We start from the raw sequence: 18,538 nt of genomic DNA on the forward strand, positions 1-18,538 counted from the left end.
CTCCCTCCCGCTCATTGGCCGTGTGTGCCTACTTCGACGAACTGGTTCAGTCTGTCGGCGACTCGCTTGCGACGCTCGCGAAGAAACTCTCTGTATGAGGAGATCCTCAGCAGATCATGGTCGGTCGGGATGCATTGGGCGTCGAATGCGCTCTGCCCTGCGTTCTGCACGAAGGCTTGCAAGTATTGATCGGGTGACTTGTCGCTGATCTGTCGGTTCGTCTTTCCGGAGATGAACGACAGATTGGCGATGTCATCCGCGTCACGCGCACTGTAGTCCGCTGCCTTGAGCACGGCTTTCGGAAATATGTGATGGAACTGCAGTCGATGGCTGGTCCCCCAATGATCCAGCGAGATGCGGAGATTCGATCGCCAGTCCTTGGCTCCAGCATCGTTGAAGGCGAGGAACATCGTCTTGAAGATGGCGCTGCGTTGATTGCGACCTTCCAGTTCCTCGGGCGTCACATCGAGGCGGCCGACCTGAAGACGCAGTCGCTCGATCATCTCGGACACGCCGCCCTTCTGGCGAAGCGAAGCGAGATCCTGATCCAGCAGTGTTTCGCTGGAGCCGCGCGAGAAACGGCCCTTCAGATTCGACACTAACGTCCAGAAGCGGAGCTTGGCTGCTTCTTCGGGCGTGAGGTTGTAGTCCCGCTTGGCGCCGAAGAAGGCGAGGGCGATGAGGATGAAGGGCGACGACAACAGCGCTGGGCTGGTGATACCCACATTGCTGCGAATGAAGTTCAATGCGAACTCCATACCTCGGACGCTGTCGATCCACGCGGCCTGCAGGGTCGCTAGTGACAGCCCCGCTACGGTCTGGAATCGCGACTGACCTGTGGCGAATGCCACGAGATTCTTCAGGTGGATGCCAAGGTCGAGATCGAAGCCTTTGTCGGCACACGCCTTCTGAAAGGCAAGGAACGTCGCCAAAGAGTTGCGCCACTTGGCAGTAATCTGTGCCAAGGCCAAGTCCGAGCTTCTCAGCTTCGCTCCGAGAGAATTGACACGAACGAATATCTCGGTGACCTCGTCATAGCCGAGCGTCCGCTCGAGCACGTCCATTCGATAGACATACCGACGTACGCCACGAAGGCGGGCCAAGCGAGCGCTGTACTTCTCAAGCCTCGGGTCATCCATGCTGCTGACGCCGGCGGCCTTGAGCAGCGCCGTATCGCCTTGGCTCTTGAACACGTCGGAAACGCGCACCCAGTTCGGCAGAAGCTCCAGCTTCTTGGTCGCAACGACGAAAGCTCGCTTGTTCAGACGAGCCATCAGTTCATCCTCGCTGGCATCCTCCTCGCCTTGCTCGGGCGCATCGTCGTCGATGTCCGCCTCTTCGTCGACTTCCGTCACGAAGGCCAGTTCGTCCGGGTGCTCCAGATTGAAGAGAAGATCGATGGGCTTCTTGCGGTGGCGCACCTTTACGGGTTCGCCGCGAATCACGGCTGACAGGGAGGTGAGTCGTTGTTGGCCATCGAGAAGTAACCGAGTCGTCTGATATGGACTCGCTTGCTGAGAGACGCCGAATTCGCGCAATGGCACAGCTTCATCGGTTTCCCATAGCAGAATCGCGCCGGAGGGATATCCGCGATAGAGCGAGTCGATGAGATCTCGGACGCGAGTCGATTGCCACACGTATTGACGCTGCATTTCGGGCAGGCGCAACTCGCCGCGTTCGATCATTCCCACGAGCTCTTCGACCGTAGCTTCTGCTTTCGCCATTCTTCTCTCCCCTGATGCGACGTATCGGTTGCCTAAGCCGCGCGTTCGTTGATGCCGGAAAGGATGGCGACGATGGCGTCGGCATCACCATCAGCGAATGCGCCGTCCAGCCCCTCATGATGGACTGTAGTGAACGGGGGCTCGTACAGTTGGCCCGCTTCCATCGTTCCGTGCCGCGTCAGGCGCTCGATGATCATTTCGACGAACCGGATCTGGCGGCTGGTGTATCGGTTCTTGTCGAGGAACTGGCCGAAGGCTTCCTTCGCCGCTCCCCTGTCGAGACCGACCAACGATCGGATGAAGCGCGCCAGCGGCTGACCGGACCCGAAGCACTGTTCGAACCGTTCGCGGCTTTCGACCGGCTCGGATTCGTATACGAAGCGCTCCAGTTCGCGCAGGTCGGTCGGCGTCAGCGGGCGGTTGTGTCGCAGCTTGGCTATGGCGATGTGGTGCTCGTTGGCACGGATGAAGGCCTCGACCTTGCGCCGGTACTGCGCCAGGTTGATGCCCGTGCTGAAGTCGAGCAACTGCACCTCGGTGGAGGAGCCAATCTCATCCCTGAGGACGGAATAGACGGGTGCAAAGGACCTGCGCTCGATGAACTGGATCAGCCCGCGAAGCTTGCGGCGCGCCGATTCGATCATCGGCAAGGTGATGTCTTTCCAGAACGCCTCGGTCTGAAGCTCCGCGATCAGCGGAAGTTGCGCCTTGATCGCCGGGATGGTTTCGTGGGCTTCCAGGCCGGCGGCCAGTTCGATGACCTTGTCGCGGTAGGTCATGAAGTCGCGCGTGGCCTTGACCAGTGCAAGCTGCAGGTTCAGGCAAATGAGATCGAACAGCTTGGCCGTGATGTGCTCGGGATCCTGCTGACTCGGCAGCCCGGCGACATGATCCCTGAGCTCCACGAACGCCGTCTCGTCGAGTGAATTCCATTGCTTCCTGTCGGCAAAGCGGACGACGTGCTCGCGTTCGGTGCGCACGATGAAGTTGTCGAGATGCATCGCCGACACTTCCGCGTGCAGTTGCGCGATGAGGTCTCCCCGCAGGCCTTCGGCGCGGGTGTAGCCGGCGCCCTTCTCGGACGTGCCATCTTTGCGGTCGCCGCGCGACGGTCGGAGCAGGGCCAGCAGCTCCAATCGTCGCTTGAACAACCGTTTGCCCAACGGTTCGCTGAGGGGCGACACCGCGCCAGCCGGGTTCTCGTTGAAGTATTCAAAGTTGCCGCAGAAGTCGAAGATGTAGAACTCTTTCTTGTCCTCACCCGGGCCGAACAGGTCCGGGCACAGGCGCGTGCCTCGCCCGATCATCTGCAGAAACTTGACCTTCGAGCGCACGGACTTGAAGAAGACCAGGTTCACCACTTCGGGAACGTCGATGCCGGTGTCCAGCATGTCCACCGAGATCGCGATCTGCGGCAGCCTGGCCACCACGCTGAAATCGTCGATCAGGGTCTGTCCGTACTTCACCGCGTGGGTGATGACGCGGGCGAATTCGCCCTTCAGGTGCGGATAGTGATGATCGAAACGCCGGGCGATGAACTCGGCGTGCTTCTGGTTGACCGCGAAGATGATGGTCTTGCCCAGCTTGTCGCCGCCTTCGACCTTCAGCCCGTGCCCCATCAGGTGCTGGAGCATCAGGTCGACGGTGCTCTCGTTGAACAGCTGTTTGTTGACCTCGGAGGCGTGCACCTCGTCGGGCGGCTCGCCGCCCTCGTCGCGGTCGCCCCAGTCCAGCGATTCCCAGTGCTCCTGTTCTTCCGGCGGCAGGTCGTCATACCTGATGCCCTCGCGCACGAACTTGATCGGCACCGAATGCGCCCTCGGGGGCACCAGGTGACCGTCGGCCACGGCCTCGTCCAGCCCATAGGCATCGGTGGGCACGCCGGTTTCCAGGCCGAACAGGTGGTAAGTGTCGCGGTCCACCTCGTCGCGCGGGGTGGCGGTCAGCCCGACCAGGTAGCTGTCGAAGTAGCGGAAGATCGCGCCGTACTTCTGATACACGCTGCGATGCGCTTCGTCGATGATGATGAGGTCGAAGTGGCCGACACCGTTCCTGCGGCGTGCGCCCTCCATCTCCTCGATCAGGCCCATCATCGTCGGGTAGGTGGACAGGTACACGCGGCCCTGTCCGTCCTTGTCCGCAACCAGGTTGACCGGGCTGGAGTCCGGTAGATGCGCCTTGAAAGCGTTGGTCGCTTGTTTCACCAGTGCTACGCGATCGGCGAGGAACAGCACGCGCTTGACCCAGTTGGCGCGCATCAGCAGTTCGACCAGCGCGATCGACATGCGGGTCTTGCCGGTGCCGGTGGCCATGGTCAGCAGGCCGGCGCGGCGGCCCTGCGCCAATGACTCGGCCATCGCACGAATGGCGCGGTGCTGGTAGGCGCGCTCCACGATCGCATTGTTGATCTTCAGCGCGCGCGGGTCCGTCTGCAGCTGGCGGCGCTGGATCGCGAGTTCCAATTCCTCACGGCTGTAGAAGCCCTGCACCTCGCGCGGCGGCGCGCGGCGGTCGTCCCACAGCCAGGTCTTGTGGCCGTTGGTGCAGAAGATCAGCGGCCGCTGGCCCTTCATCTTTTCCAGGCAATCGGCGTAGAGCTTCGCCTGCTGCCGACCCACGTCCGGGTCGCTGAAGCTGCGCTTGGCCTCGACCACCGCCAACGGCTTGCCGTCCGCGCCCCACAGCACGTAGTCGACGAAGCCCTCGCCCGGTCCGTTGGGCATGCCGGTGACTGGCACCTCGATGGCCGCGTTCTCGCCGATGACCCAGCCGGCCTCGCGCAGCAGTACGTCGATGTAGAAACGACGGGTGTCGGCCTCGTCGTAGTCATGCGTGTCAGGCACGACGATGTTGGCGGCCTTGGCCTGCGCGAGTTCGGCGCGTAATGCCGCCAGCTGTGCGTTGACCTGCGCCAGCGCAGCCTCGCGGTCCGCCAGCGTGGCATTGGCCTCGGCGATGGACGCCTCGCGCGCCTCGATCTTGGCATGCTGCGCCTCGATCTCATGGCGGAACTTGGTTTCCTGCTTCTTCAACTCGTCGCGCGTGAAGCCGACCGCCTCATCTGCGCGCACGAGATGTGGCACGCGTTTGTCGTTCCACTCGGCGCTGAGGCTCTTGGGATCGCTGGCGCGGGTGTAGGTGCGCGCCAGCCAGAACAGCACGTGGAACAGCTCGCGCACCAGCCGCAAGGCGTCCCCGCTGCCGATGCGCTGGTTGGAATGCACCGCCTGGTTGCCCAGCTTCTGGATCAGCCGCGCCTTCTGTTGGATATGCGGCGGCAGTAGGCGCTCGAACGCGGGCTGGGTCAGGAGCACACCCAGGCCGGTGTCGTACGGCATCCGCAGGTCGCGGTCGTTCTCGTACAGCCAGTGCACCGCCTGCTCCAGCGCATGGCGGGTGCGCATGCAGCAGGCACGTGGATCGGAATGGACCAGTTGCTCCGCACCTTTCGCCGGCTCGTAGAGCGGTTTGAATTCGGATTGGAGGAACTGGAAGTTGCTCATAGTGTCGTCACTCCTTTCCACCCCAATAGACGGCACCAGAATCGAAGTTATCCCTGAGATAAGGCGTAAATCCGGTCAGCACGACAGACAACGCAATCAAATCCTTCATGCCTATCGATCTAAGTGCCCCCTTCGGACTCCCAGCATGCCTGATACCAGGGTAATCCGAAGCGAACCCGTATAGATTAGAAAGTGAGTTGCGCAAAGCACTGTGCGGCCAACTCTTAAGCTCCCCGCAAATTGCACCCAATTGCCTACTCCGAACGCCCGCACAGGTAGCACCAAACGCCTCCAATAAGTTCATTTGCTTCTGAATGATTGTTTTAATGCGCCCATCCGAGGTGTCATCGCGCAGATCGCGCAATGCCTCATCGAACTCATTGAGCAGCGAAGACAAATGATCGTCACCTTCAGATGCTTTCTGAATATCACTTGCGAGCGCGGAAAAGATCCCAGGAAGCGTGGGGCAGAGCACGCAAGGGGCACGTAACTTATAGCGAAGGCTGTACTTTTCAATAAACTTGGTCAGCAGCAGCACATAAAACTCAGCAATCGCCTCACCAGCCAAGTCACCGACAATGAAGTGTGCCTCCTCAAAGAACTCCACGAGCCGACGCTCAGACGCCAAGTCTGTTGGAGCTATCGCCTTGAAAGCCTCACGGCTCTGATCCTGATCGTCGACGATATCCGCCAACTGTTCGAGCGTAGGCGCTACTAGTAGGGCTTCAGAAAGTTGGCGGTAAAGCTCACAGAAGATGTCGACTGGAATCCCTTCGCTCGAGATTAGCGGCTCCCATATCGACGCCCACGATTCAGGCCATACAGCGATCAATTCGCCGCGCATGACTGTCCCTCGGAGATAAAGAACTTCTGCTGGAGAGATAAAAACAGTTGCTCTAGTTGGGCTTCCTGCCTAGCGGAAGCATTGCATTGCCGCGCAATTGCTGCGGCCATACGACCAAATGCTTCCTGATCGCCCTTCGCTGGAGCCATGATTGCCAGCTTCTCAAACTTTCCCTTGTTCAATATTGGAAGGGTTGTGGATGCACCTTGATGAGCGATTTCGTCACCCAAGAAACGCATTGCATGGTAGCCGTACACCGGGTCAACTTGATCGTGCCACGTGACGGAATTTATCTGCTGGTTGAATGCGCTCTCCCTCGTCACGAGCCCCATCTTTCCGATTGTTGCGCCGATGCAGCATACGAGAGTGCTTCCGGCCGCTGCGATTCGGCTCAAGAGTGCGCCATCCGAGGTCACAGTCCGCCGGGATTCCGCGACCACTCCACCAAGATCTCCAGGCGTAACAAAGGGTATCGGACCGTCGAATACGCCGGCTGCAGAAGAAGGCGGAGTTCCACCCGTCTGAACCTTTGCCAATTCGCTCAGCGGCTTTTGTGGCCATCCTTTGGGATTTCTAGCTGGGTCACCAAACATCTCGACAAATACGGATTGCAGCAACTCATCGAGTTTGGCGATGACCTCGCGGCGCTTGGCGCGCAGCGCGTCGGCACTGTCAAGAATTGCCGCAATATGGCGCTGCCCTTGCACGGGAGGCATTGGTACCTGGATCTCGCGGAAATCGTCCTTTGTCAAAACCCTTCGACGGCTGACCGCGCCGCGCATGCGCGCTTGGTATGCGCTGATCGCTTGAGGCGAACGCAAATATCGCTCTAGATAACTGATATCAACTCGATCCGGATCCAGTATGCGCCAAACATCGTATGCCGGACTTACTGCGGCCCCTGGGTACCTCCTCTGGAATCCCAGGACCCCCTCATCAATCGGAAATCCAACGACCAACTCATTGAAGGCGACGTACTTGTATCCAGATATCTCGCTACTTGCGATTCTCTTCTTGAATCGCTCCGCCTGATCTATCAATCCATCACGCATTGTGATCGACATGATTGGGATGTCGCGCGCGCCAACTTTTTCACGCCCAGAAAGCTCGATGAGCTCCCCGAGCCGTACGGTCGGGACACTCATCGCAGCATCCCCTGCAACTCCTCCACACCCTGCATGATCTCGGCTTCGAGTACCTTCAGCGCTGCCAAGATCTTCTGCGGCGGGTCGTACTGCGTCGCCACATGCACTGCCTGCTTGTAGCGGTTGATCGACAGGTCGTAGTCGTTGCCGGCAATCTCGGCCTTGGGCACCAGGAAGCTCTGCTCGGTGCGGACGCGGTCCGCTTCCTTGCCGCGATGCTGCCAGCGCTGTCGGATGTCCGGAAGGTTGTTGTGCTCGTGCTTGGTCGCGTCCAGCGGGTTGCGCTTGTCGTCTAGCGAGTAGCCGTCGGCCTGCATGTCGTAGAACCAGACCTGGTCTGTGCCGCCGGAGTTGGTCTTAGTAACAGCAGGATGGCGGTGGACACGCCGGCATAAGGGCGGAACACGCCTGAGGGCATTGAGACGATGCCGTCTAGTTTGTGCTCCTCCACCAGCATACGGCGCAGGGTTTTGTGCGCGGTGCTGGAGCCGAACAGCACGCCGTCGGGCACGATCACCGCGGCGCGGCCGCCGGGCTTGAGCAGACGCAGGAACAGGGCCAGGAACAGCAGCTCGGTCTTCCTGGTCTTGACCATCTGCTGCAGGTCCTTGGCTGTGCTCTCGTAGTCCAGCGAACCGGCGAACGGCGGATTGGCGAGAATCAGGCTGAACTGCCCTTCCACTCCGGCATGGCTCTGGCTCAGCGAGTCGCGGTTCTCAATGGCCGGGTTCTCCACGCCGTGCAGCAGCATGTTCATCGAGCCCACGCGCAGCATGGTGCTGTCGAAATCGAAGCCGTGGAAGGTGTCGTGGTTGAAGCGCTTCGCCGCCTTCTTGTCGGCGTAGATCTCCTGCTGGTGGTGCTGGTGCAGGTACTCGCTGGCGGCGACGAGGAAGCCGGCGGTGCCGCAGGCCGGATCGCAGATGGTGTCGGACGGCTTGGGCGCCATCATCTCGACCATCAGCTTGATGATGTGGCGCGGGGTGCGGAACTGGCCGTTCTGCCCGGCAGAGGCGATCTTGCCGAGCATGTACTCGTACAGGTCGCCCTTGGTGTCGCGGTCCTCCATCGGTATGGCGTCGAGCATGTCCACCACCTTGGCCAGCAGCGCCGGCGTGGGGATGGTGAAGCGCGCGTCCTTCATGTGACCGGCGTACGTGGATTCGTCCTTGCCGAGATCCTTGATGAAGGGGAAGACCTTGTTGGCCACCACGTCGTACATGGCGGCTGCGTCTCCCATCTGCTTGAAGACGTGCCAGCGCAGCTTCTGCTGCTTGCTGTTGAAGATCGGATTTTCGATGGGTTTCCCGGTGCGGGCGGCCTTCTTCTCCTCGCGAGTCTGGATCTCGTCAAGGCGCTTGATGAAAAGCAAGTAGGTCATCTGCTCGATGACTTCCATCGGGTTGGAGATGCCGCCGCTCCAGAAGGCGTTCCAGATGGCGTCGACCTGGCTCTTGATGCTGCCTGTAATCACGATTCGTCCGTCGTTCGCTGAGCGATGCATGATGATATCGGCGAGGCTCCGGCTTTGCGAAGGCGGCCCTCGCGGGCGGCGCTGCAGCGCACCAGGCGTGACGTGGCGGGTATGCGCTACGCTCGGGGAACATCTCCAGCGTGCATTCGACACATGCATGGTCGCTATGTCGTAGAAGGACCCGAAGGCGCGTTCGAGCCCGGATCTCGTGGGCGTGTGCTGGCCAATCTTCGGCGAATCGTGCGCGTGCGCGACATGCAGCGAGCCGAGTCCGATGCGCTGCTGGCCCTGATGGATGCCTTGATCGAAGAGGTCAGCGAGGCGCAGCGGTTCACGACGCCGGACCTATGCCGATGGCATCGCCAATGGTTGGCGCCGATCTATGGTTGGGCGGGAGCGTATCGCGAAGTCAACATGGCCAAGGCGGGCTTTCCGTTCGCAGCAGCGAACCGCATTTCGGATCTGATGGCCGGGTTTGAGTGGGATGTTCTTCGTGTCCACACGCCGTGCCGCGATATGGACACGGATCGACTGGTGACAGCACTCGCGATGACGCACGCGGAGTTCATCTTGATCCATCCCTTTCGAGAAGGAAATGGCCGCTTGGCGCGTGTCATGAACACGCTGATGGGGCTGCAGGCCGGTTTGCCCGCGCTGGACTATGGCGGCATTCGCGGTGTCGCGAAGCGTCGCTACATCGCCGCCATTCACGCGGCCATGGACAGAGACTACGAGCCGCTCGAGGCCGTATTCCGATCCGTGATCAAGCGGACTTTGAAGGGCGTGAGCGCTTGACCGGCTTGGAGGTCCCGACCTGTGTTCTAGCCGGGAACTTAGTGCCCTTGAAAGGCGCGCGGATGCCTTCGATCGCAGACGATGTCGAAACCGTCACGAAGACCGCGTTCTTTCGCTTCGTGGGCGTCGAGAGGTACTTGTTGCTGCGAGAAAGGCTGGTCATGGAACGATGCTAGCAGAACGCTGCAACGTATGTAGGATTGAGTGCGGACAACATCAAGATGGTTCCCGCTTGCGCTGGAATGACGGCGGGCGGGTGTTGCACGCAGTGTAGGTGCTGCGCATTTGGGTGGTGCGGAGCGCGAGGTACCGGCGATACGCGTGTCGTGCGAGTGCGCGGTGCTTCAGCGCGGCACCAGCGTCTCGATGAAATCGCGGATATACGCCTCGAACTCCTCATGACTCATCCGCGGCTGCCCAATTCTGGACAGCTGCACGAACCCCACGTACGCCGAGTACGCCAACCGCGCCCGATTCGCCGCATGCGTCGGATCAAACCCCGCATGCCGGAACGCTTCCGTCAGGAATGCAATGCGCCGCGCTGAAACACGTTCGACGACCGGCCCGATCAGCGGCTGGTCCAGCGCGCGGAACAACGCCGCGAGCACCGCATGCGAGGGGCGCTTGTGGCTGACCTGGCGCACGAGTTCGCGCAGGCGTTCGCGCGGGTCGGCGATCGCGCCGGTGGGGACGAGGACGTCCTGCTCGTCTTCGCGTTCCCAGCGGTCCAGCGCGGCCTGGATGAGGGCTTCGCGGGTGGTGAAGTGCCAGTAGAAGCTGCCCTTGGTGACGCCGAGGCGGCGAGCGAGGGGTTCGACCGCGACGGCGGCGAGGCCGCTTTCGGCGAGCGTCTCGAGGGCGGCGTGTTCCCAGTCGGCCGCGGAGAGGCGGGGCTTGGATTCGGCTTTCGCGGCGGCGTCCGTGTTCATCGGTTCAGTGTGCCTGAGGCTCGGTGCAATGAGAACCGCGTCACGGGTAGCGGCGATATGATTTCCCGGCATTTCAAGCGCGTATCCATTCCATACGCATGCGTATTGACTGGCCTCGGAGGCGACCCCATACTGGCTCGTACAGGAACCCTGAACATGTTCAGGGGCCGCGCGCCAGTACGGCGCGTTCGCAACCCCGGGCACGGCCCGTGATGCGAAGCCGCGAACGGCCCGTGCCGCGCGCGGCGAACACGCCCCGATCCGGGCGTGTCGAATCGAAGGTGGCCTCGCGCCATCGCTTCTTCGCCAGGAGTTCGTCGTGACTGCATTCCTTCCGTTCCTCGCCGCACTCGTCGTGTCGCTGTACGCGGCTTTCGCGCGCGTGCGCCTGTTGCCGTGGTCGATCGCGACCGCAGTGGCGATCGTCGGTGTCGGCGTCCTCGCCGGGTCATCGGCGCTCGCGATCGCGGTGCCGCTGGTGTTGCTCGCGCTCGTCGCGGTGCCGCTCAACCTCGTCGGCTTCCGTCGCCGCAAGCTCAGCGCGCCGGCGCTCGCGGCATTCCAGAAGGTGACGCCGCAGTTGTCGCCGACCGAGCAGATCGCGCTCGACGCGGGCACGGTCGGGTTCGAAGGCGAACTCTTCAGCGGCAAGCCGGACTGGAAGCAGCTCCTGAAGCAGCCGAAGCCGGAACTCTCGGTGGAAGAACAGGCGTTCCTCGACGGCCCGGTCGAGGAACTCTGCGCGATGGTCAACGACTGGCAGATCACGCACGAACTCGCGGACCTGCCGCCGGAGATCTGGGACTTCCTCAAGAAGAAGAAATTCTTCGGCATGATCATCCCGAAGGAATACGGCGGCCTCGACTTCTCCGCGCTCGCGCAGTCCGCGGTGCTGCAGAAGCTCATGGGCATCTCCGGCTCCTTGTCCTCGACGGTCGGCGTGCCGAACTCGCTCGGCCCGGGCGAGCTCCTCATGCACTACGGCACGCAGGAGCAGCGCGACTACTACCTGCCGCGCCTCGCCGACGGCCGCGAGATCCCGTGCTTCGCGCTCACCGGCCCGTACGCGGGTTCGGATGCGACGTCGATCCCCGACTACGGCATCGTCTGCAAGGGCGAGTGGAACGGCGCGAACGTGCTCGGCGTGCGGCTCACGTTCGACAAGCGCTACATCACGCTCGCGCCGATCGCGACCTTGTTCGGCCTCGCGTTCCGCATGCACGATCCGGATCACCTGCTCGGCGACGTCGAGGACATCGGCATCACGCTCGCGCTGCTGCCGCACGACACCAAGGGTCTCGAGTTCGGTCGTCGCCATTTCCCGCTCAACGCGGCGTTCCAGAACGGCCCGGTGCGCGGCAAGGACGTGTTCGTGCCGCTGTCGCAGCTGATCGGCGGCGAGGCGATGGCGGGGCAGGGCTGGCGCATGCTGGTCGAATGCCTGTCGATCGGCCGCGGCATCACCTTGCCGTCGAACGCGGCGGGTGCGGTGAAGGCGGGCGTGATCGCGTCCGGCGCGTACGCGCGCATCCGCAAGCAGTTCGGCATCGCGATCGGTCGCTTCGAAGGCATCGAGGAAGCGCTCGCGCGCATCGCGGGGCATTCCTACCAGATCAGCGCGCTGTCCAAGGCGAGCGCGGCCGCGGTCGATCGCGGCGAGAAGCCCGCAGTGCCGTCGGCGATCGCGAAGTACCACGCGACCGAACTCGGTCGCGAGGTCGCCAAGGACATCATGGACATCCACGGCGGCAAGGGCGTGCAGCTGGGGCCGAGCAACTACGCCGGCCGCGGCTGGCAGACCTCGCCGATCGCGATCACGGTGGAAGGCGCGAACATCATGACGCGCAGCCTCATGATCTTCGGCCAGGGCGCGATCCGCTGCCATCCGTACGTGCTGCGCGAGATGGAAGCGCTGAAGATCTCCGACTACCGCGAGAAGCTGAAGGCGTTCGACGCGGCGCTGTGGGGCCATGTCGGCTTCGCGATCTCCAACGCGGTGCGCAGCTTCGTGCTCGGCGTCACGTTCGGCAAGATCGGCCGCGTGCCGGGCGATGCGTACACGAAGCGCTACTTCCGCAAGCTCAATCGCTACGCGGCGGCGCTCGCGCTGGTCGCGGACACCTCGATGCTCGTGCTCGGCGGCAAGCTCAAGTTCAAGGAGAAGCTGTCGGCGCGCCTCGGCGACGTGCTGTCGAACCTCTACATCGCGAGCGCGATGCTCAAGCGCTACGAGGACCAGGAGCGCCCGGTCACGGACCAACCGTTGCTCGCGTGGGCGTTCCACGACTGCGTCTACCGCATGCAGGGCGCGCTCGACGGCGTGCTGCGCAACTTCCCGGTGCGGCCGGTCGCATGGGTGCTGCGCGCGCTCGTGTTCCCGTTCGGTCGCCGCGAGGAGGCGCCGTCGGACCGCCTCGGCCACCGCGTCGCGGCGATCCTCTGTGCGCCGGGCGAAGCGCGCGATCGCCTCGCCGAGTGGGTCTACCTCACGCCGAACGCGAACAACCCGGTCGGCCGCATGAACGCGCTGCTGCCCGATGTGATCGCGGCCGAGCCGGTCGAGCGCAAGTTCCTCAAGGCCGCGAAGGCGGGCGAACTCGCCGGCTACGACTGGGACAGCCAGCTCGCCGACGCGGAAGCGAAGGGCGTCATCGACGCGGCCGAACGCGCGCTGCTCGCGCGCGTGCGCGCGGCGACGTTCGAGTTCATCTCGGTCGACGACTTCGACCCGGCGGAACTCGCGGCCGGCAAGCGCACGAAGCCGTCGTCGCTGCGCTCGGTGGCCTGACAGGCTCGACACATCGCCCCTGTGGGAGCGGCGGAAGCCGCGATGCTTGTTCGAGCATTCAAGAGCATCGCGGCTTCCGCCGCTCCCACAGGGATCCATCGGGGGCGCCGGGGTGAGGCGCGAATCGCGCACTCGATGAGGAGACGCGGATGAGTTCCCAAGCGCTGAACCTGTTCCGCCGCCACGGCCGCTCCGCGTGGGGTCGCTGGCTCGTCTCGCGCGCGATCTGCTGGCGCGCGCCGTACTTCGCGTCGATCGCGCCGACGATCGAAGTGCTCGAGCCCTGGCGCTGCGTCGTGCGCATCCGTGACCGGCGCCGCGTGCACAACCACATCGGCACGGTGCATGCGATCGCGCTGTGCAACATGGCCGAACTCGCCGGCGGCCTCGCGACGGACGCGACGATCCCCGACGCGATGCGCTGGATCCCGAAGGGGATGAGCGTGCGCTACCTCAAGAAGGCGAAAGGCCCGATGACCGCGACCGCGCGCGTGCCGGCGATCGCGGCGGCGGCGAGTGGCAGCGAAGTGCACGTCACGGTCGAGGTGCAGGACGCGGGCGGCGAGGCGGTGTTCGACGCCGACATCACGATGTGGATCTCGCCGCGCAAGACGCAGTGACGCGCAGCATCGTCCGTAGGAGCGCACCCTGTGCGCGACAGGCGTCGCGACGCTGCGAGGGCGCGTTATCGCAAGCGGCTTGGGGGAGACCTTGGACGCGCGCGGTCGCGCACAGGGTGCGCTCCTACGGTTGTCACGTCGCTTCGTGACACATCGTCGCAGCGTGGGATACTTGCCGCGCGGCAATCCGCCGCGCCAGGGGCGCATTGCATGGACCCATTCCTCCAGGCCGCGATCGACGAAGCGAAGGCGGGCCTTGCCGAAGGCGGCATCCCGATCGGTTCGGTGATCGTGCACGAGGGACGCATCATCGGCCGCGGCCACAACCGCCGCGTGCAGAAGGGCAGCGCGATCCTGCACGGCGAGATGGACGCGCTCGAGAACGCGGGGCGCCATCCGGCCAAGGTGTACCGCGAGAGCGTGATCTACACGACGCTGTCGCCGTGCCCGATGTGCAGCGGCGCGATCGCGCTGTACGGCATCCCGCGCGTGGTCGTCGGCGAGAACCGCTCGTTCATGGGCGAGGAAGCGTGGCTGACGAGCCGCGGCGTCGCGATCGAGGTCGTCGACGATGCGACCTGCGTCGCGCTCATGCACGACTTCATGCGCGACAAGCCGGAGCTGTGGAACGAGGATATCGGCGTCTGATGCCGGGAGGCTGTGCGACAGCCTCGAACGAGCGTGAAGCTACCCGCGCAACGCCTGCGCATGGTGGCGCAGGTGGTCTTCGACGAAGCTCTGGATGAACCAGTAGCTGTGGTCGTAGCCGGCGCGGCGGCGCAGGTCGAGCGCCTGGCCGGTCGAGCGGCAGGCGCGTTCGAGGAATTCGGGGCGCAGTTGCACGTCCAGGAATTTGTCCGCGTCGCCCTGGTCGACGAGCAGGGTGCCGGGGAAGCGTGCGCCGTCTTCGATCAGTGCGGTCGCGTCGTACGCGCGCCACGCGTCGCGATCGTCGCCGAGGTAGCGCGGGAACGCCTTCTGTCCCCACGGCACCTGGATCGGCGCGGCGATCGGCGCGAACGCGGACACCGAGCGGTAGCGCGACGGGTTCTTCAGCGCGATCGTGAGCGCGCCGTGGCCGCCCATCGAATGGCCGAAGATCGACGCACGCGTCGTGTCGAGCGCAGGGAACCGTGCCGCGAGCAGCGCGGGGAGTTCGTCGACGACGTAGCCTTGCATGCGGAAGCGCGACGCGAACGCGGGCGTGGTCGCATCGAGGTAGAAGCCGGCGCCTTCGCCGAATTCCCAGTCGCCGGTCGCGCCGTCGATGCCGGTGTCGCGCGGGCTCGTGTCGGGCGTGACGAGTGCGATGCCGAGTTCGGCGGCGACGCGCTGCGCGCCGGCCTTGATCGCGAACGTCTCCTCGGTGCAGGTGAGTCCGGCTAGGTAGTACAGCACGGGCGCCTTCGCGCCCGGCGCGAGCGGCGGCAGGTAGACGCCGAAGCGCATCGCGCCGGCGGTCGTCGCGGAGGCGTGGCGGTAGAAGCCTTGGGTGCCGCCGAAGCAGCGTTGTTCGGACAGTGTTTCGAGGGACATGAGGCGATCGTTCGCGGGCGATCCGCCATCCTCGGCCATGTCGGCGCGCTCACGCAAGGCCGGTCGCGACGCGCCGACGCGTGCGGCTATCATTGCGCGCTTCCGCCCGAGAGCCGTGCCGCATGCCCTACACCCCGATCGTCGCGACCCTCGGCTACGTGCTCTCGCCGGATCGCCGTCGCGTGCTCATGATCCATCGCAACACGCGCCCGGGCGACCATCACCTCGGCAAGTACAACGGCCTCGGCGGCAAGCTCGATCCGCACGAGGACGTGCTCGCGGGCATGCGTCGCGAGATCCGCGAGGAAGCGGGCATCGAATGCACGGCGCTCGAGCTGCGCGGCACGATCAGCTGGCCCGGCTTCGGCAAGCACGGCGAGGACTGGCTCGGCTTCCTCTTCCTCGTCACCGCGTTCGAAGGCACGCCGCTGCCGGCGAACCCCGAGGGCACGCTCGAATGGGTCGACGTCGACCAGCTCGACACGCTGCCGATGTGGGAAGGCGACCGCCACTTCCTGCCGCTCGTGTTCGACGGCGATCCGCGCCCGTTCCACGGCGTGATGCCGTACGAGGGCGGGCGCATGCTGTCGTGGAGCTGTTCGCGCGTGTAGCGGCGACTCACGCGCGTGGCGATGCGTCCTTGCGCGCAGCCCCTGCATCGAGTAGCCGCGCGGTCTGCCAGCCGATCGAGGCCGAACTCGCCGCGGCGACGACGGTGAGCAGCGCGAGCATCGGCGAGGTCGCGCCGAGCAGGCGCAGGCCGTTGAGGCCGCCGTTGACGACGACGTCGCCGAAGCGCCAGACCGAGGTGTCGATGAAGTTCTTGGTCTTGTAGCGCGTCTCGGCGTCGACCTGCGTGTAGAGCGAGTCGGACGCGGGCTTGAAGATGCCGTACGCGCTCGCGCGCGTGACCACCGCGACGACCGCGATCCATGCGCCGCCGAACAGCGCGAACAGCGCGAGCATGATCGCCTTGACGATGCCGTCGAGCGCGAGCGCGGCGGACGGGCCGACACGCATCATCAGGATGCGCGTCGCACTGAGCTGGAACGCCGCCTGCAGCACGTTGACCCACAGGTCGATGTTCGCGGAGAAATTGATGCGCGCCTCGCGCGTCGTGTTGACGACGCCGTTGTAGTCGATGAGGAACGCGTAGATGACCGTGCCGACCGCGTCGCCGAGCAGCATGAGCAGGGCCATGCGCCGCATCAGCGGCGACTTCAGCGTTTCGATCGCGCCGCCGAGGAAGCTGCCGCCGATGATGCGTTCGTCGCGATGCTCGTCGCCGACCACCGGATGCGCCTTCGACCAGCGCGCGAGCGCGAACACGCAGCCGATCGCGAGGCCGAGCAGCAGCGAGGAGACGACGAGCAGGCCCGGCACGCCGGTGATGTCGTTGAGCACCTTGGTGAGCACGGGCCCCGCGATCGCACCGGCGGCGCCGCCGAGCGCGATGACCGGGAACAGCCGGTGCGCCTGTTCGGCGTCGAACAGGTCGGCCATGAAGCTCCAGAACACCGCGACGACGAACAGGTTGAACACGCTGACCCAGACGAAGAACACCGAGCCGAGCACGCGCGGGCCGATCGTGTCCTGCAGCTGGAACAGCGGGATGAACGCGATCATGCCGAGGATGAAGAACGCGTAGACGACCGGCACGAACACGCGCCGTGGATAGCGCGCGACGAGCGCGCCGTACAGCGGCGTCAGCGAGATCGTGCCGATGAACGTCGACAGGTAGAACAGCGGCAGCGCGGTCGAGCCGACCGCCGCGGAGAGCTGGTCGCGCACCGGGCGCAGCACGTAGTAGGCCGCGAGCACGCAGAAGAAGTAGGCGAACGCGACCGCGACGGCGAACCATTCGTGCTGCTGGATGGCGGGGCGTTTCGGCAAGCGGGATTCCTCGCGGACGCGCAAGCCTAGCACGCACGCATGGATCGCTCGTGCATCGCGCGACTCGCCGCGCTGGTGTGGAGGAGAGCATCGCGCCTTCCGGCGCTCCCACAAAAGCAGCGGCGTGATCGCGATGAGCACTCCTCAGCGCGATGAGCACTCCTCGCCACAGCACGGCGGCGCGCGCGCGACGGGCGCGCCTCCTGTGGGAGCGGCGGGAGCCGCGATGCTCTTTGCGCGGCCGCGAGGTTACGCGAGCACCTCGACCGGATCGCCGACGCGCACGACGCCGTGGCCGCGCGGGATGAGGTTCTGGCCGAAGGTGACGCCGTCGGGCGAGCGGCGATAGGTGGTGAGCGTGCGCAGCGGTTCGCCGGCGGGGTCGCGTTCGCCGCGGTCGAAATCGACGGTCGTGAACACGCAGCGCGTGCACGCCTTCGCGACCTCGAACTCGACCTCGCCGACGCGGATGCGCTTCCAGCCGTCCTCCGCGTGCGGCGCGGTGCCGGCGACGACGAGGTTCGGGCGGAAGCGCAGCATCGGCACCGGGCGTGCGAGCTTCGCGTTGAGGTGGTCGAGCGCGGCCTGCGAGATGAGCAGCAGCGGGAAGCCGTCGGCGAAGCTCACGAGGTCGTCGTCGGTGCCGTAGCGGCCCTCGTACTTCGCCTTGAGCTTGCGCGTGCAGGCGTCGTCCATGTGCACGAGGCGCAGCGGCTGGCCGAGGAATTCGCCGAGCCAGGCGTGCGCGGCGGCGTCGGCGAGCAGCGGCGTGACGTCGGCGCCCCAGACCGCGGTGGCGACGCGCTCGCCGTCGCGCGGCGCGGCGACGCGCAGGGTCGGCATGCCGGGGGCGTCGAGCCGCAGCGCATCGCCGTCGGGACGTGCCGCGACGAGCGTGAGCCGCGCGAGCTGGCGGCCGGTGACGAACACGCCGTTGGCGTCGACGACCATCCAGCGGCGATCGCCGGCGAGGCCGCGCGCTTCGACGCTCGCCGAGTCGACGCGCAGCGGCGCGCCGGATTTGAGCGGGAACAGGTGCAGGGCGGAGAGGGTCGCATCCATCGGGCCATTGTGCCTCACGGCGTCGCAAGGATCGCCTTCCCTTCTCCCGCTTGCGGGAGAAGGTGCCGAAGGCGGATGAGGGAACACCGTGCGAGGCTTTCGCAGGCCTCCCTCGCCCGCGCCTGCGGCGCGACCTCTCCCGCAAGGCGGGAGAGGTGAAATCGAGGGCCACGCGAGGATCGGGGTCCCTGCGCCGGCTTCTGGAGTAATGGCTCTAGCGCCTCC

The 18,538-nt window shown here is 64.7% G+C and carries 13 protein-coding genes and 1 pseudogene; 5 read left to right on the forward strand and 9 right to left on the reverse strand.

The features are described from left to right. Nucleotides 1-11 precede the first annotated feature (11 nt). The 5 genes and pseudogenes from FHW12_RS20085 to FHW12_RS20105 form a co-directional block, all read right to left on the reverse strand. Entirely contained in the window at nt 12-1,724 is a 1,713-nt protein-coding gene (locus FHW12_RS20085) for a GmrSD restriction endonuclease domain-containing protein (protein WP_182532849.1), read from the reverse strand. A 32-nt stretch (nt 1,725-1,756) separates the two neighbouring features. Continuing rightward, a complete protein-coding gene (locus FHW12_RS20090; RefSeq protein ID WP_182532850.1) occupies nt 1,757-5,227 on the reverse strand; it encodes a DEAD/DEAH box helicase family protein in 3,471 nt (1,156 codons plus the stop codon). Nucleotides 5,228-5,234: 7 nt separating this feature from the next. Further along, entirely contained in the window at nt 5,235-6,071 is an 837-nt protein-coding gene (locus FHW12_RS20095; protein WP_182532851.1) for a hypothetical protein, read from the reverse strand. Next, complete coding sequence (locus FHW12_RS20100; RefSeq protein ID WP_182532852.1) at nt 6,056-7,216, reverse strand: restriction endonuclease subunit S; 1,161 nt, start codon at nt 7,214-7,216, stop codon at nt 6,056-6,058. Before FHW12_RS20100 ends, FHW12_RS20095 begins: the two co-directional genes overlap by 16 nt. Then, a pseudogene (locus FHW12_RS20105) lies at nt 7,213-8,849 on the reverse strand (type I restriction-modification system subunit M). Before FHW12_RS20105 ends, FHW12_RS20100 begins: the two are co-directional and overlap by 4 nt. On the opposite strand from FHW12_RS20105, the gene FHW12_RS20110 reads away from it, so the two are divergent. Continuing rightward, nucleotides 8,844-9,485 carry a Fic/DOC family protein gene (locus FHW12_RS20110; protein WP_182532853.1) on the forward strand — a complete coding sequence of 214 codons (642 nt, stop codon included), beginning with the start codon at nt 8,844-8,846 and terminating at the stop codon, nt 9,483-9,485. The pseudogene FHW12_RS20105 and the gene FHW12_RS20110 overlap by 6 nt on opposite strands. Nucleotides 9,486-9,829: 344 nt before the next feature. On the opposite strand, the gene FHW12_RS20115 is transcribed toward FHW12_RS20110, so the two are convergent. Beyond that, nucleotides 9,830-10,414, reverse strand: a complete 585-nt coding sequence (locus FHW12_RS20115) for a TetR/AcrR family transcriptional regulator (RefSeq protein WP_182532854.1) — start codon at nt 10,412-10,414, stop codon at nt 9,830-9,832. A 319-nt stretch (nt 10,415-10,733) separates the two neighbouring features. Between FHW12_RS20115 and FHW12_RS20120 the strand changes: the two genes are divergently transcribed. From FHW12_RS20120 to FHW12_RS20130, 3 genes are all read left to right on the forward strand, one after another. Next, nucleotides 10,734-13,202 carry an acyl-CoA dehydrogenase gene (locus FHW12_RS20120; RefSeq protein ID WP_182532855.1) on the forward strand — a complete coding sequence of 823 codons (2,469 nt, stop codon included), beginning with the start codon at nt 10,734-10,736 and terminating at the stop codon, nt 13,200-13,202. Nucleotides 13,203-13,351: 149 nt separating this feature from the next. Further along, nucleotides 13,352-13,822 (forward strand): hotdog fold domain-containing protein, encoded by a 471-nt coding sequence (locus tag FHW12_RS20125; RefSeq protein ID WP_182532856.1) that lies wholly within the window; start codon nt 13,352-13,354, stop codon nt 13,820-13,822. Nucleotides 13,823-14,032: 210 nt separating this feature from the next. After that, complete coding sequence (locus FHW12_RS20130; RefSeq protein WP_182532857.1) at nt 14,033-14,470, forward strand: nucleoside deaminase; 438 nt, start codon at nt 14,033-14,035, stop codon at nt 14,468-14,470. Between the two features lie 39 nt (nt 14,471-14,509). Here the strand turns inward: FHW12_RS20130 and fghA are convergent, their stop codons facing one another. Beyond that, complete coding sequence (gene fghA, locus FHW12_RS20135; protein WP_182532858.1) at nt 14,510-15,358, reverse strand: S-formylglutathione hydrolase; 849 nt, start codon at nt 15,356-15,358, stop codon at nt 14,510-14,512. A gap of 122 nt (nt 15,359-15,480) precedes the next feature. Between fghA and FHW12_RS20140 the strand changes: the two genes are divergently transcribed. After that, complete coding sequence (locus tag FHW12_RS20140) at nt 15,481-15,969, forward strand: NUDIX hydrolase (protein ID WP_182532859.1); 489 nt, start codon at nt 15,481-15,483, stop codon at nt 15,967-15,969. A 7-nt stretch (nt 15,970-15,976) separates the two neighbouring features. Here the strand turns inward: FHW12_RS20140 and FHW12_RS20145 are convergent, their stop codons facing one another. After that, a complete protein-coding gene (locus FHW12_RS20145; protein ID WP_259393174.1) occupies nt 15,977-17,251 on the reverse strand; it encodes an NTP/NDP exchange transporter in 1,275 nt (424 codons plus the stop codon). Nucleotides 17,252-17,500: 249 nt separating this feature from the next. Further along, nucleotides 17,501-18,313 (reverse strand): MOSC domain-containing protein, encoded by an 813-nt coding sequence (locus FHW12_RS20150; protein ID WP_182532860.1) that lies wholly within the window; start codon nt 18,311-18,313, stop codon nt 17,501-17,503. Between the last annotated feature and the right edge of the window lie 225 nt (nt 18,314-18,538).

Origin of the sequence: Dokdonella fugitiva (genome assembly GCF_014138265.1) — a bacterium.
Classification (GTDB): Bacteria; Pseudomonadota; Gammaproteobacteria; order Xanthomonadales; family Rhodanobacteraceae; genus Dokdonella_A; species Dokdonella_A fugitiva_A.